General features: G+C 64.7%; 11 protein-coding genes. 2 read left to right on the top strand and 9 right to left on the bottom strand.

All coding sequences use genetic code 11. From position 1 onward, the window contains the following. Nucleotides 1-120: 120 nt before the first annotated feature. Both HUK72_RS01730 and HUK72_RS01725 read right to left on the bottom strand, forming a co-directional pair. Complete coding sequence (locus tag HUK72_RS01730; RefSeq protein WP_176595256.1) at nucleotides 121-939, bottom strand: arginyltransferase; 819 nt, start codon at nucleotides 937-939, stop codon at nucleotides 121-123. A gap of 471 nt (nucleotides 940-1410) precedes the next feature. After that, the gene (locus tag HUK72_RS01725; RefSeq protein ID WP_176595255.1) at nucleotides 1411-2658 is read right to left on the bottom strand and encodes a threonine ammonia-lyase; all 1248 of its coding nucleotides are present in this window, start codon (nucleotides 2656-2658) and stop codon (nucleotides 1411-1413) included. 97 nt (nucleotides 2659-2755) lie between these two features. Between HUK72_RS01725 and HUK72_RS01720 the strand changes: the two genes are divergently transcribed. Together HUK72_RS01720 and HUK72_RS01715 are read left to right on the top strand one after the other, a co-directional pair. Continuing rightward, complete coding sequence (locus HUK72_RS01720; RefSeq protein WP_176595254.1) at nucleotides 2756-3625, top strand: NAD(P)-dependent oxidoreductase; 870 nt, start codon at nucleotides 2756-2758, stop codon at nucleotides 3623-3625. Then, entirely contained in the window at nucleotides 3622-5325 is a 1704-nt protein-coding gene (locus HUK72_RS01715) for an amidohydrolase (RefSeq protein ID WP_176595253.1), read from the top strand. The genes HUK72_RS01720 and HUK72_RS01715 overlap by 4 nt, the downstream gene beginning before the upstream one ends. Nucleotides 5326-5460: 135 nt before the next feature. On the opposite strand, the gene HUK72_RS01710 is transcribed toward HUK72_RS01715, so the two are convergent. The 7 genes from HUK72_RS01710 to HUK72_RS01680 form a co-directional block, all read right to left on the bottom strand. Beyond that, nucleotides 5461-7200 (bottom strand): MFS transporter, encoded by a 1740-nt coding sequence (locus HUK72_RS01710; RefSeq protein ID WP_176595252.1) that lies wholly within the window; start codon nucleotides 7198-7200, stop codon nucleotides 5461-5463. Then, nucleotides 7200-7952, bottom strand: coding sequence for an FkbM family methyltransferase (locus HUK72_RS01705; RefSeq protein ID WP_176595251.1), 753 nt, complete (start codon nucleotides 7950-7952; stop codon nucleotides 7200-7202). The genes HUK72_RS01710 and HUK72_RS01705 overlap by 1 nt, the downstream gene beginning before the upstream one ends. Beyond that, entirely contained in the window at nucleotides 7949-9088 is a 1140-nt protein-coding gene (locus tag HUK72_RS01700) for a glycosyltransferase family 4 protein (protein ID WP_176595250.1), read from the bottom strand. The genes HUK72_RS01705 and HUK72_RS01700 overlap by 4 nt, the downstream gene beginning before the upstream one ends. Then, a complete protein-coding gene (locus tag HUK72_RS01695) occupies nucleotides 9085-10386 on the bottom strand; it encodes a hypothetical protein (protein ID WP_176597692.1) in 1302 nt (433 codons plus the stop codon). Before HUK72_RS01695 ends, HUK72_RS01700 begins: the two co-directional genes overlap by 4 nt. 29 nt (nucleotides 10387-10415) lie before the next feature. Continuing rightward, the gene (locus HUK72_RS01690) at nucleotides 10416-11168 is read right to left on the bottom strand and encodes a methyltransferase domain-containing protein (protein ID WP_176595249.1); all 753 of its coding nucleotides are present in this window, start codon (nucleotides 11166-11168) and stop codon (nucleotides 10416-10418) included. A gap of 132 nt (nucleotides 11169-11300) precedes the next feature. After that, on the bottom strand, nucleotides 11301-12434 hold the full coding sequence (locus HUK72_RS01685; RefSeq protein WP_176595248.1) for a glycosyltransferase family 2 protein: 1134 nt from the start codon (nucleotides 12432-12434) through the stop codon (nucleotides 11301-11303). Further along, a complete protein-coding gene (locus tag HUK72_RS01680; protein WP_176595247.1) occupies nucleotides 12434-13783 on the bottom strand; it encodes a sugar transferase in 1350 nt (449 codons plus the stop codon). The genes HUK72_RS01685 and HUK72_RS01680 overlap by 1 nt, the downstream gene beginning before the upstream one ends. Nucleotides 13784-13935: the final 152 nt, after the last annotated feature.

Genomic DNA, 13935 nt, shown 5'->3' with positions numbered 1-13935 from the left:
AAAAAGTTAAATAAGCTTTCCAATGCCGTAGCGTGAAATCAATCCGCAACGGCGCAAAGCCGTTCCCGGCCAACCACGCGGATTGAGACGGACCGATGCTCAGCGATCAAGATGATGCGGCTATTTGCGGAAGATCGCCGCCAGTTCACGCGGCAGCGCGGGCTCATCGCGGCTCTCCGCCTCCCGCACGGCCTGAACCTGCTCCTCAGGATCGAACCGGGTCCAGCCGTTGCGGCTCAGTCTTTCCAGCGGCCGATAGCGGATCTTATATTGCATCCGCTGCGATCCCTCGACCCAATAGCCCAGATAGACATAGGGCAACCCGGCCTTCGCCGCGCGCAATATATGGTCCATGATGATGAAATTGCCGAGGCCCTTGCGATGCTCCAGCTCCGTATCGAAGAAGCTGTAGATCATCGACAGGCCATCGCCCTGCCGATCGGTCAGGCAGGCGCCGATCAGCTTGCCGGGACGGCCATCCTCGCCCGGTTCGCGATATTCGACGACATGGCTTTCCACCGGGGTCTGTTCGACCATGTCGGCAAAGTCCATCTCATCCATTTCGGTCATGCCGCCGCCGGGATGACGCGCACGCAGATAGCGCTGGAGCAGCGCGAACTGCTCCTCCGTCGACCAGGGCTTGCAAGCGGTGATGACCAGGTCTTCATTCTTGCGCAGCAATTTGCGCTGGGTCGCATTGGGTTCGAACTCACCCGCGACGACGCGCACCGACACGCAGGCGGAGCAATCCGCGCAGCTTGGGCGATAGGCGACGTTCTGGCTGCGGCGGAAGCCGATGCGGCCAAGCGCGTCGTTCAGCTCCGATGCGTTGTCGCCGCTCAGTTCGGTGAACACTTTCCGCTCACTCTTGCCCGGCAGATAGGGGCAAGGGCTGGGGTTGGTCACAAAGAAGCGCGGAAAGCGGAAAGGCGCACTCACAACCGCATCTCCCCCACAGCGCTGCCCGACCCCTGATTCATGAGTCGACTATGCCGTCCGCGGGCCGCTGTGAAAAGTTTATTTACCACGAAAAATGGTTAAGCGGCAGAGAAGAAGCAGGGACTTATGGAATAGGCCGGAAATGGCCGGTTGCGGACGTTATGCACACCATGCTCCTGCGAAGGCAGGGAGCCCAGTTCAAACGATGCGATGATAGACGGAAGGCAGGACTGGGCTCCTGCCTTCGCAAGAGCACGGTATGTTTCTGGAAAACGGCGCAAGTAGCCGTCTGCCACCCACCCATCTTCGTCCCCAACCCCTTGCCCGGCCTAGGGTGTGTGGGGATTCAGCTCAGGGTGAGGCGAAAATCGTGGATTTCGAGAACCGGCGCGCAGCGACCATGAAGGTCGTGAGCACCGGAAGCGCAGAAAGCCGCGATTTGCAGCCCGCCATGGGCTGAATCCCCACACCCTAGGCGACTTCGATCGGCGCAACCTCATAGCCCACTTCACGCAGCGCGGCGATCAGGCGCTCCAGATGAGCGCCGTCGCGCGTCTCGCACTCGACGTCGAGGCTGAGGCCCTTGGCCGGCAGATTGGTGAAAATCCGCTGGTGCGAAAGTTCGAGGATATTGACCGCCTCCTGGTCGAAGATGCGCGCCACATGAAACAGCGCGCCCGGCCGGTCCTGAAGGATGATCCGCAACCGCGCCAACCGGCCCGATCGCGCCAGATCGCGCAGCAGGACATTCGCCAGCAGGCGCGTGTCGATATTGCCGCCGGTCAGGATCAGGCCGACCTTGCGCCCGGCAAACTCCTGCTTGTGCGTCAGCAGCGCGGCGAGGCCCGCGGCTCCCGCCCCCTCCACCACGGTCTTTTCGATCTGGAGCAGCAGGCTCACCGCTTCCTCCAGATGACGCTCGCTGACCAGCAGCACATCGTCGGCCAGCCGCTCGACGAAACGGCGGGTGAGTTCGCCCGGCTGCTTGACGGCAATGCCCTCCGCCAGCGTGTCGCCGTCACAGGGCAGGTTCGCGCCCTTGATATAATCGTACATCGAGGGATACAGCTCAGCCTGCACGCCATAGACCTTGATGTCCGGCTTCATCGCCTTGGCCGCCGTCGCCACGCCGGAAAACAGGCCGCCGCCGCCGATCGGGATGATCAGCGTGTCGATCTCCGGCGCGTCCTCCAGCATCTCCAGCGCAACCGTGCCCTGCCCGGCCATGATGTCCGGCTCGTCGAAGGGATGGACGAAGGTCAGGCCCTGCTCCACCTCCAGCTTGCGGGCATGGGCATAGGCGTCGTCGAACTTCTCGCCAAACTGGACGACCGTGGCGCCATGTCCTTGCGTCTGCGTGACCTTCACCGTCGGGGTGGTGGTCGGCATCACGATGGTGACGGGCACGCCCAGACGCTTGCCATGATAGGCCAGGCCCTGCGCATGGTTGCCAGCCGATGCGGCGATGATGCCCTTCTTCTTCGCCTTCTCGTCCAGTTGCAGCAGGCGGTTGAGCGCGCCGCGCTCCTTATAGGCCGCCGTGAACTGGAGATTCTCGAACTTCAGATAGACTTTGCAGCCGAACATGGTCGACAGCGTCTGGCTGACCAGCGTCGGGGTATGCACGACGGAGCCCGAAATGCGCACCCGCGCCGCCAATATGTCGTCGACGGAAATGGGCAGCGGCGTGGCGCTCTCGATCTTGGTCAGCGTGTTCATGGGTGCGCACCTAACCGAAAATTGCGGCGGAAGGAACTGGCACTGACGGAAAACTCTGCCTATGGCTTGCGGGCGCGCATCTAACTGATCGAGGCATATGGCTAAAATCGCGTTTATCGGCCTGGGCGTCATGGGCGGCCCAATTGCGGGACATCTGGCGAAGGCCGGGCATCAGCTCACCGTCTACAACCGCTCCATCGGCAAGGCGAAGCGCTGGGCGGAGGCCTATGGCGGCGCGGTCGCGATCAGCCCGGCCAAGGCGGCCGAGGATGCGGAGATCGTCATAAGCTGCGTCGGCACTGACGATGACCTCAGCCAGATCACTCTGGGCCGCGACGGCGCCTTTCGATCGATGAAGCCCGGCGGGCTGTTCATCGACCATACGACGGTATCGGCGCGCATTGCGCGGCAATTGTTCGTGGAGGGCGAAAGCCGGGGGCTGCATTGCGTCGACGCGCCGGTGACGGGCGGGCAGGCGGGCGCGGAAAAGGGCCGCCTTGCCATCATGTGCGGCGGCAGCGAACCGGCGGTCGCTGCGGCCAGGATCGTGATGCAGGCTTATGCGCCGCGCATCGTCCATGTCGGGCGCGCCGGCGCGGGCCAGACCGCCAAGATGGTGAACCAAATCTGCATCGCGGGCGTGGTGCAGGGCCTCGCGGAAGCGCTGCGTTTCGCGCAGGCGGCAGAGCTGGACCTGGACAAGACCTTCGATGCGATTTCAGGCGGCGCGGCGCAAAGCTGGCAGATGGACAATTATTGGAAGACGATGGCGGCGGACAGTTTCGACTTCGGCTTCGCGGTGGACTGGATGCGCAAGGATCTGGGGCTGGCGCTGGAGGAAGCGCGGGCCAATGGCGCGACCTTGCCGGTGACGGCGCTGATCGATCAGTTCTTTGCCGATGTGCAGGCGATGGGCGGGCATCGGCAGGATACCAGCGCGCTGGTGCGGCGGATCACGCGGGCATGAGGGCTGCGCTGCTGGCGGCGGTTGCCGCGCTTGCCCTGCCCGGCGTGGCGCTGGCTTCGGGCGTGATCGACAATGTGAACGGCATCGCGCTGGACGCCAATGGGCGGCTGGTGCGCTTCAAGGCGCTGACCGTCGACGATGAGGGCAAGGTCGAAAGGCTGCTGCCCGATCGTTATCAGGAACCGGAATATGTGCGCCCCAAAAAGCGCAGGAAGAATGAGCCGGAGCCGGTTCAAGCCAAGCGCCTCGATTTCAAGCTGGATGCGGGTGGCAAGACGCTGATCCCCGGCCTGATCGACGCGCACGGCCATGTCATGGGCTATGGCCTGTCGCTGATCACGCTGGACCTGTCGGATACCAAATCGCTGGCGGATGCGCAGGCGAAGATCAGGGCCTATGCCGCCGCCAATCCGGGGCGGAAATGGATCATCGGCACGGGCTGGAACCAGGAGATATGGGGGCTTGGCCGCTTCCCGACCGCCGCCGAACTGGATGCGGCGGTCAGCGATGTGCCGGTCTGGCTGGAGCGGGTGGACGGCCATGCGGGTTGGGCCAATTCGCTGGCCATCAAGGCGGCGAACATCAGCGCCGCGACCAAGGCTCCTTCCGGCGGACGCATCGAAATGGCGGCGGGCAAGCCTGCGGGCGTGTTCGTGGACAAGGCGATGGAGCTGGTGACGCGGGTCGTCCCGCCGCCTGCCCCCAAGGATCGCGACATCGCCTTGGAAAAGGCGCAGCAGGCGCTGCTGAGGGAGGGCATCACCGGCATTGCCGACATGGGCACCAGCATCGAGGATTGGCAGGCGTTCCGGCGGTCGGCGGATCGCGGGGCGTTGCGGGTGCGGATCATCTCCTACGCTTATGGCCTTGACAACATGGTGCTGATCGCCGGGCCGGAGCCGACGCCCTGGCTCTATGACGACCATCTGCGCATGGGCGGGATCAAGCTGATCCTGGACGGCGCGCTGGGATCGCGCGGGGCCTGGTTGAAGGCGGACTATGCCGATGCGCCGGGGCAGCGTGGGCTGCCGATGATCCCCTCGACCCAGCTCCGCAACATCATGAGTCGGGCGGCGATGGACAATTTCCAGATCGCGGTGCACGCCATCGGAGACGCGGCCAACAGCGAAATATTGGATGCCGTTCAGGAGCTCAGCGAAACCTACAAGGGCGATCGGCGCTGGCGCATCGAACATGCGCAGATCGTCGATCCGGCCGAGCTGCCGCGCTTTGGGCAGTTCGGCATCGTCGCCTCTATGCAGCCGGTACATGAGACGTCCGACTGGCGCATGGCGACGGCGCGACTGGGCGAGGCCCGGCTGAAGGGCGCCTATGCGTGGAAGGCGATGCTGGACAATCGCGTGCCCCTCGCCTTCGGGTCGGACGTGCCGGTAGAAAGCCCCAACCCCTTCGCCGGGATCGCCGCCGCCATGAGCCGCGAGGATGCGTCAGGGCAGCCAACGGGCGGCTGGATGCCTGAGCAACGGGTGGGCTTCGTGGCGGCGCTGGATGGGTTCACGCGGCAGGCGGCCTATGCGGGCTTCGCGGAGAAGCGCTTCGGCAGTCTGGTGCCAGGACAGCGGGCGGATTTCGTGCTGATTGACCGGGATATTTCCGCCGCCAGCGCGAACGACATCCGCGCAACGCAGGTGCTGGAGACTTGGATCGGCGGCAAGCGGGTTTATGTGAAGGGGCAGTAGCTCGCCATTGGAAGCGCCGTGTTCCTGCGCAGGCAGGAACCCAGTCCAAACGCTAGCGCATATCACCAACGGCGGGACTGGGCAGTCGCGAGCCACTCGTCTCGCTCCAGTGCCTGCGCAGGAGCACGGGGCGCGCTACAGCACATCACCCGCCGCGTTGAAGGCTTCTTCCTCCGTCTCCGGCAAGGGCGGCTGGACCGGCTTGTCGCAATCCTGTTCCTTCATATGGGCGCGCAGGGCGTCCATCCGCCCCAAATTCCACCGCGCCAAAGGCACGCCCAAAGGCCGGAACTCCGCCCGGTCAAACAGCTCCACCACATAATTTTTGCAGAGATTGTCGACCTGATCGAGCGTCAGCATGCCCAGGTTCATCACCATCGGCTTGCCCGGCACGCCATTGCGCCCCCGCACAAGGTCGGTGACGTAAAGCCCGCCACGCGGATCGACCAGCACGACATCAGCTTGAGACGCGTCGATCATCCGGTGGCTCGCAGCATAGGGCGCCACAAAGATGTGCGTGCGCCAGACGAGATAAGCGCTGCTGAGAAGCGTGATCCCTACCCCCAGGAACACCGGCCGTATCGCTCCCGTGCGGAAGCGCGCCCAGCCCAGCCCCGCCAGCAGGCAGAACGGCCCGATGAAGCCATGGGCATAGCGATAGCCCCAGCCATAGCCTTGCGCCAAAGCCAGGGCGCATCCCGCGAAGCAGCCCAGGGCAAGGGGCAGCGCGATCTCCTGCCCCCGGATCGCCTTGCGCCAGCGCATCGCGAACACGCCCAGCGTCGCCAGCGGCACCATCAATATATTGTTCCAGGCGGCGAAACGGCTGAGATTGACCAGCGGCTGCCACCGGTCGCCCAGCCGCTCGAACAGGCTGCCCACCTTGTCCGCCACGCCCGCGGAAGGGCGCACGTCGGTCGGCTGACCCAGCACATGAGTCAGGAAAGCGGGCCACAGCTTCGCCCAGACAATAACGATCGCCGCGAGCACGAGGATATGGAAGATCGCGATCTTCCACCGCCGCCCGAGCAGCATCCAGAGGATGAAGGGCGCGATGAAGATCGGCGGAAAATGCCACTGGTGCAGCCCCGCCGCCGCCAGCGCGACGACCCCGGCGCTCAGATGCCCGACCAGCCCACCGCGCAGCACCAGCGCCAGCCAGACCATGTTGAGCGCGAAATGCCCGGTCATGGCATAGGGCGTCATCGCCGTGACCCAGAGCTGCGCCGAGGACAGCGCGAGCAGCATCGTCACCCATACCGCATCGGGCCGATCCGGGAACAGATGCAGCGCCACCCGCCACAGCGCGAACAGCCCCGCCATCAGCAGCGCGGGGCCCGCCAGATTGGGATCGCCCAACTGCCAGAACAGCGCCTGGATCGCGCTGTTCACCGGCAGATAGGCCGCCGTCCAATAATCCGCCGCGCCGAAGGGCGAGAAGAATTCCGGCATGATCGCCCGGCGATAGGCTTCCCACTCCATCGGAATGGGCCGCGCCAGAAACCCCTCCCGCATATAGGCGGCGGCAAAGCGCGCCACTTCCTCGTCGCGGGAGATGGAATAGTCCTGGAACAGCCAATAATGCCCCGCCCAGGCGACAAGCCCGAACAGCAGGACCAGCGGCACCATCACCCGCGCACGAGGCAAGGGCAGATGCCAGCCCAGCCCTTCGGCAAAGGGCGCGGCGAGCGTCAGCAACAGCAGCCCGCCCAGCAACGCGGGGAAATCCTGATCGAGAAACAGAATGACGGCCAGGCTGATGCCCTGCCGATAGGTCACATGCCAGAGGAAGCTCGCGCCCAGCCAGAGCGTCAGCCCGATCGCCCCCGCAAGGAACAGACGCGTGGCGCTGATGGGACGCAGCGACGCGAACATCAGCGGTCCTGCGGCAACAGCGCCTGGTTGACGAAAATGCCGTCCATCTCGACCAGCAGGGGGAAATGCCCCTTATTGTTGGCGAAGAAGGCGGAAGGGACGAAAGCGCGCTCGCCCAGCCAGTCGATCATCGCGCGATAGCCGGTGCCGCCTTCATAGATCGGCCGGACGCCGAGTTCGGTCTGCACCCCGGCTATTTCGCGCAACAGGACGCCCGCGCCTTCGCAGACGGAAAGGTCATGGCCCTGCGTGTCCATCTTCAGAAAGGGCCGGGCAAAGCCATGGGCGCTCCTCAGCTCCGGCAGCAGGCTTTCGAGGCGGCGGCACTGCATCTCGACCGTGCGCGTCACCTTGTTGCGCTCCGCGAAGATCGCATCCTGTTCTCCGGACGGCTTCTTCAGGGAGCTGAACTGATCGGCGGCCATGATGTTGAAGCTGGCCGTGCCGTCGAAATCGGACAACGCCATGTTGAACGCATGCCATTTGCTGTCGGACGCGGCGCTTCGTTCCAGTTCCGCGAAAATATCGGGATTGGGTTCGAAGGACAGGATCGTGCCTTTGAACCCCGCATCCTTCCGCAGCATCGTCGCATATTGGCCGCGATTGGCGCCGACGTCGAACACGCAATCCACCGCGAAGGCGCTCAGAAACCGGCGCAGCGCCTGGATTTCGGGATATTGATGGACCCGGCCGCCCAGTGCCAGACGCACCGCCAGCGCCCGGTCGCGCAGTTCACGAACATAGCGGCTCATGCTGCGATCACGCTGCGGTAGATGGCGATGGTGGCCAGCGCCATGTCCTTCCAATTGCCCATTGAATCTCCATAGGTGCGCGCGCGCGCTCCCAAAGCCTGCCTGATGGCCGCGCTTTCTACGAGGGGCAAGAGGGCTTGCGCAAGCGCCGGCGCATTTCCCGCAGGCGCCCTTACGGCAACCTCTTCGGGCAGATCCGCGAACATGCCTGCGTCGGACGTGACCATCGCCTTGCCATGGTGCAGCGCCGACAGGAAAGCGCCGCTGCTGTCGATATGCCGATAGGGAAAGACCAATATGTCCGCCTTCGCCATATGCGCGTCGAGCCGCTGTTCGGTGAGGAAGCCCAGATCGGCAATCAACCGCTCGCCAAAACCGGCCTCGCGCACTCTGTCCAGCAATGGCGCTATGTCCATAAAGGGCTTGCCCGCTAGCGCCAGTTCGAAGCGATGCCCCGCCCGCCAGAGCGACAGGCACGCCTCGACCAGCAGATCGACGCCCTTATAGGGCCGGATCGTGCCGAAGAAGAGCAGGCGCGGCAGGGCGGCGTCGGGCACTTGCGCCAGATCGTCCGACCCGGCCGGGGCGAGGCGCATCGGCGGATGGGGCGTGACATGGATGCGCGCCGGATCGACCCCTTGCCGCTCCAGCGCCTCGCGGGTCGTCCCGCCGTGGACGATCAGCGCGTCGAACATGTCCAGCAGCTCGCGATAGCCCCTGCCCTGCACCCCGGCATCGGCATGATAGGCGTCTGCATTGTGAACGGTGTGGACAAGGGCCATCCTGCCCTTCAACCGCCGCAGCATCATCCGGTCGGCGGGGGCCAGCGGAAGCCATTGCATATGCGCGACGTCAGCGCCGGAAAAGGCGCTCAGATCGCCCATGGCGCAGCTCAGTCCATATTCGGCCGCTTTGAGCAGGCGAAAGGCCCGCCCCTCACCGATCCGGTCGCGTAGCGCCTCGCTCCGGCGAAAGAAGCGCGCATCATAGCGGTAGCCCTGCGGCATGATGGCATCGGTCGCCCGCATGGGCCGGCCGAGCAGCGTCACCTCCACCCCCTCCGCCGCCAACGCGGCGCAAAGGCTGTCGTCATAGCGCCCGGTGAACAGCGAGGGATCGCCCATGGCGACTTTCATGCACGGCTTCCCATCAACTGGCGCAGCGAAAGGCCATGGATGGCGGCCGCGACGACCAGGGTCAGCGTATAGAGGATCAGGAACAGCAGATCGAACCGGTCAGGCGCGAAAATCCGCGCCAACGGCACGCTCAGCAGCGAACCGGCCAGAAAGGGCAATGACCGCCCCAGCAACAGGGTGAACCGCCCGAGCGCGCCCTGCACATAGACCGACACGCAGATCAGCGCGAGCGCCAGCAAAGCGCCGCCGATCAGCAGCAGGTCGACCCGGTCGATCGCCGCGCGGCCATCGAACAGCTTGGCGAACAGCCACTCCCCAAGCAGCAGCAGAGCGCCCGAAGCGCCCAGCGCGAAGAACAGGGCCACCCCAAGCGCCCGCCCCAACAACTGGCGCAAACGCGCCCTGTCCCCCGCATGAAAGGCCCGCGTGATCCGGGGCAAGGCCGCCTCTACCGTTGCCCGGACCAGCATCGACAGCGACCGCGACATCTTGAAGAAGAAGTCGAAGATCAGCATCGGCCGGGCATCCTGGGTCGCGGCGGCGATGGTGAAATAGGGCGCGTTATAGGCCAGGATTTCCGAGATGGTGAACGCCGCCGATGCCCCGATGTCGCGCAGATAATGGGCCCGGACATGCCCTCCGCCGACCCGGAAGGACAGCCAGTGCCACGCCCCCATACCCAGGCGCCGATGCACCAGCGCTATGGCATAGCCGATCACGGCGACGCTGACGCAAAGCTGCAAGGCCACCGACAGGCGCGGGTCCAGCCCTTGCAGGATGAACAGCAGCAGCGCGATCGTCATCACCCGGCGCAGGCAATCGAGCGCTTCCCAGAGGAAATTGCCGTCCACCGCCGCCAGCGCCCTTTTGGCGAGCAGCGCGGGCAGGTTGATGCAGGCCGAAAGGAAGAAGAGCAGGAACAGCAGCGGCATGCCGGTATGCAGCCCGCCCAGCGCCAAAGCGGCCAGCAGGATCGCCAAGCCGCCAATGATCAGCAGGCCGAGGAAGAGGAACAGCACGCCCATTTCCTCCAGCCGGAAGCCGCCCGCCTCATCCTTCTCCAAACCCAGCCCCAAATTTCCCAACCAATGCCGCCGCAGCCGCGCATAGATGATGCTGGTGAGGCCGAATTCAGCGGAGATGGTGAAATTGCCGAACGCCACCAGCAGCAGGAAGGACTGGAATTCCCTGAGCGGCAGGACGCGCACGAAGACATAGGTGACGGCAAAGCCCCAGATCAGCGTCAGCCCGACATTGGCGAGCTTGATCAGGGCAAGGATGCGGGCCGAAGCCTCCATCCGGGCGAGCGCCCTGCCGAGCGGTTCGCTCACCGGGCGCTGCTTCCCAGCGGCTTGCGGGCGCGGAACAGCCGGTCGTCCAGCGCATGATAATGCCGCGTGTCGGCATCGATGCCGCTGGCGTCGATCTCCTCCAGGTCGAAGCCGGCGGCGCGGATGCGGTCGGCAAAATCCGGGCCATATTGACGCACATGATCCCACTGGCCAAAGCGCCGTTCGCGTTCGCGGGGCGGGATGTCGAAACTGCCGTCCTCGGTCGGCTTGTTCCAGAGGGGGACGATCAGCCAGGCCTCGCCGCCCGGCTTCAGGGCGCGGTGGATATTGTGCAGCACGGCATGGTCGTCGGGCACATGCTCCATCACATGGCTGGCGTAGAACAGGTCGTAGCGCTCGCTGTCATCGAGCGCCATCAAGTCGACGCGCCGCATGTTCGGCACATGGTAACGGCCCGGATCGAGATCGGCGGGTATATAGTCAGCGGCGGCGGAAAAGCGGCGCACGAGGCTGGCTTCATTGGGCGCCATGTGCAGCACAGCACCTTGTTCCGGCACGGTCAGCACATGGTTCGCGATCAGATGGTTCATCAGCCGCTCGCGGGGAGAAGCGCCGCAATTCGGGCATCCCCATTCGCCATTGTCGCCATAGCGGAAAAAGCCGACCACTGTCTGCCCGCAAGCCGGGCAACCCCGGTTCGCCCGCCCGCCCAGCGCCTTGCGCACGGCCAGCATGGTCCGGGTCAGATGCTTGCCGGCGGCTTTCGCCACCCGCTGGAAAGTAATCACGCCTTGGCTCCGCTAAAGGATCGCTCGCCTATACAATATGCCGACGCTTTGGCGAGCGATTCATGGCGTTCGGTCGCCCACCCCCCGTCATTCCCGCCTGCGCGGGAATGACAATAAAGGCTTCGGCATATTTCAGCGCGACTTGGCTGGATTCCAGATGGTGACGGTGCGACCCGTCATAGCCTTAACCACCCCTTGGAGCGTCGCGAAATAGGCAATCACTATATCCGCCACCGCCGCGAACGGCCCGCCCTTGGACCGCAAACCGCGCCACAGAATGAACACGCCCGTCAGGCCGCCTATCATGTAGAGCGTAGGCGAAATCCGCATCGCCAGCGTCCCCGCTGCAACGATTCCGGTCAGAATGAAGATGCCGCCGAACCAGCGGACGATCTTGCGCGAGCCATATTTGAAGCGGTCCAACCGCCCCATCCGACGCAACCGAGGCCGCAAATGACTATGCGTATGCCAGGCCCGCGCAGCGATCCGCACCTTGCGCCGATATTCGTCGCCCCGCCCGGCCACCAGCCGCTCGCGCGCGATCACGTCCTTCGCCTTGACCAGCCGCTTGCCCGCAAAGACCACCGCCATGGATACGGTCAGGTCATCGAGCACGCTGTCGGGAAATTCCGGATAAAGCTCCCGCCGGATCGAGAAGATCGATCCGTCCGCTCCCAGCACATTGCCAGTGCGCGATTCCTCATCCTTCAACCTTTCCTCGATCCGCCAATAGAGCGAACCGACCGAAGCCGTCGCGCTCTCCCCATCGCCCATATAGTGGAGCGATCCCAGCACGCCGCCAATCTCCGGATCGGCATAGCGCGCCAGCAAATTGCCGATCGCATCGGCGTCCAGCATCACATTGGCGTCGGTGAAGATCAGCACATCGCCCTGAGCCTTCGCCGCGAGCAGCTTCATGCCATGCGCCTTGCCGCTCCGCCCCGGCCCGCGCAGCAGCGTCACCAGATCGCGCTGCGCCGCGATCAGTGTCGCTGTCTCGTCGGAGGAGCCGTCGTCGAACGCCAATATTTCCAGCTCCGGGTGACGCGCCTTCAGCATCGCCAGATTGGCGAGCTTCTCAGGCATCGCGGTCGCTTCATTATAGGCGCAGAACAGCAGCGAGGCGGATGGCACCGGTCCCGCGACCGGCTGCTCCGGCCGGGTCGGCAGGGCGCGCAAAACCAGCGGATAGATGAGGAATGGCCACGCCACGGCCACCAGCGACAACAGCAGCACCAGCCCGGCGACGAGATCGACCGCGTCCATCAATAGGCCTTGTGATGAACCAGCACGCCGATGGTCGCGAAGATGATGCGCAGATCGCGCCAGATCGACCATTGGGTGACATATTCCAGGTCCGACTGGAGCCGGTCGATCAGATCCTGATGGTGATCCGTCGACCCCCGATGGCCGCGCACCTGCGCCAGACCGGTCATGCCCGGCTTAATGCAATGCCGCTCCCAATAGCGATCGTCGACCTCCCAATAAAGGCTGTCCCCGGCCTTGGCGGCGGCGGCATGGGGGCGCGGACCGACAATGCTCATATCGCCGCGCAGCACATTGAAAAGCTGCGGCAGTTCATCGATGCTGGTCTTGCGCAGGAAGCGGCCCACCGCCGTCACTCGGTCGTCGTCGCGTCCGGTCAGCTTGTCGGCCTTATGATCGCTGGCTTCGGCCCGCATCGAGCGGAATTTGTAGATGCTGAACGGCCGGGCATCGCGGCCGATGCGCGGCTGGCGGAAGATGATCGGGCCGGGGCTGGTCAGCTTCACCGCCAGCGCCGCCGCGATCAGCACGGGCGAGAGCGCGATGGTCGCGACCGTCGCCACGACGATGTCGAAGAAGCGCTTGATCAGCCGGTCGCGGAACTGGAAAGGCCCGCCCGCCACGATGATCGTCGGCTGACCGTCAAACTCGTCCACCCGCGCCGGGGCGAAACGCAGCAGTTCCGGCACGACGATCTCGCCCCGCGCCGAAAGCGATTTCAGCGCCACCGACCAGTCGTCCATCCGCTCCATCGGACAGGCGACGATCACCCGCTCCGCCATGCCCACGGCGGCGGCCAGACGCGCAGCCATGTCGGCATCATGCCCCTTGGGCGAAAGCTGCGCGGCGGCGGCCTCGATCACATGCATATGCGGGCCGGTGTCGATCGCCACGCCGTCCATGATCACGACGGTCAGATGCGGCACCTCGCCCAAGAGCTGCGCGCCTAGGCGACCGATAGCGAGCCGCACCATGGTGACGCTGACCGCCGAAAGGGCCAGTCCGACGATGAAGGTGAGACGCGACAACTGCTCCGCGATCTTGCCCAGATAGACGATCAGCAGCATCAGCATCGCCGCCTGCGCCAAGGCCAGCAATCCACGGAAAATGCCACGCCGGAGATTCTCCAGCATATGGATGCCGTAAGCGCCGCCCTGCACGCCAAGAAGCACGTACAGCGGCGCGATCATCGCGAACATGACCAGGCCGTGGGGCTTGCCCGGCTCGCCCGAAAATGCCCCCAGCACCAGCCAGTTCGCAAGCAGAAAGGACAGGAAAAGCCCCGCCATGTCCCCCAGCAGACACAGCAGGTACAGGCGCACCCGCACGATTTCCTTGGAGACTGTCACCTGGGGACCCTGATCAGCTTGAGCGTGCCTGCTCCGTTGGCACTGCTCAGCATCGCTTGCAAGGGTTTGAATAGAGAGCAGCGCGTTCCTGCGAAGGCACTGGAGCGAGACGAGTGGCTCGCGACAGCCCAGTCCGCCCTTGCATAAGATCG

It is taken from the genome of Sphingobium sp. 15-1 (genome assembly GCF_013375535.1).
In the GTDB taxonomy this organism is placed as follows: domain Bacteria; phylum Pseudomonadota; class Alphaproteobacteria; order Sphingomonadales; family Sphingomonadaceae; genus Sphingobium; species Sphingobium aromaticivastans.
The sequence above is the reverse complement of the archived record's forward strand: the minus strand, read 5'-3'. Positions and strand labels throughout refer to the sequence as shown.

Coding starts and splice junctions, on each gene's coding strand:
- HUK72_RS01725 (WP_176595255.1), bottom strand. CDS start 2,658: ATGAACACGCTGACCAAGATCGAGAGCGCCACGCCGCTGCCCATTTCC.
- HUK72_RS01720 (WP_176595254.1), top strand. CDS start 2,756: ATGGCTAAAATCGCGTTTATCGGCCTGGGCGTCATGGGCGGCCCAATT.
- HUK72_RS01715 (WP_176595253.1), top strand. CDS start 3,622: ATGAGGGCTGCGCTGCTGGCGGCGGTTGCCGCGCTTGCCCTGCCCGGC.
- HUK72_RS01710 (WP_176595252.1), bottom strand. CDS start 7,200: ATGTTCGCGTCGCTGCGTCCCATCAGCGCCACGCGTCTGTTCCTTGCG.
- HUK72_RS01705 (WP_176595251.1), bottom strand. CDS start 7,952: ATGAGCCGCTATGTTCGTGAACTGCGCGACCGGGCGCTGGCGGTGCGT.
- HUK72_RS01700 (WP_176595250.1), bottom strand. CDS start 9,088: ATGAAAGTCGCCATGGGCGATCCCTCGCTGTTCACCGGGCGCTATGAC.
- HUK72_RS01695 (WP_176597692.1), bottom strand. CDS start 10,386: ATGGAGGCTTCGGCCCGCATCCTTGCCCTGATCAAGCTCGCCAATGTC.
- HUK72_RS01685 (WP_176595248.1), bottom strand. CDS start 12,434: ATGGACGCGGTCGATCTCGTCGCCGGGCTGGTGCTGCTGTTGTCGCTG.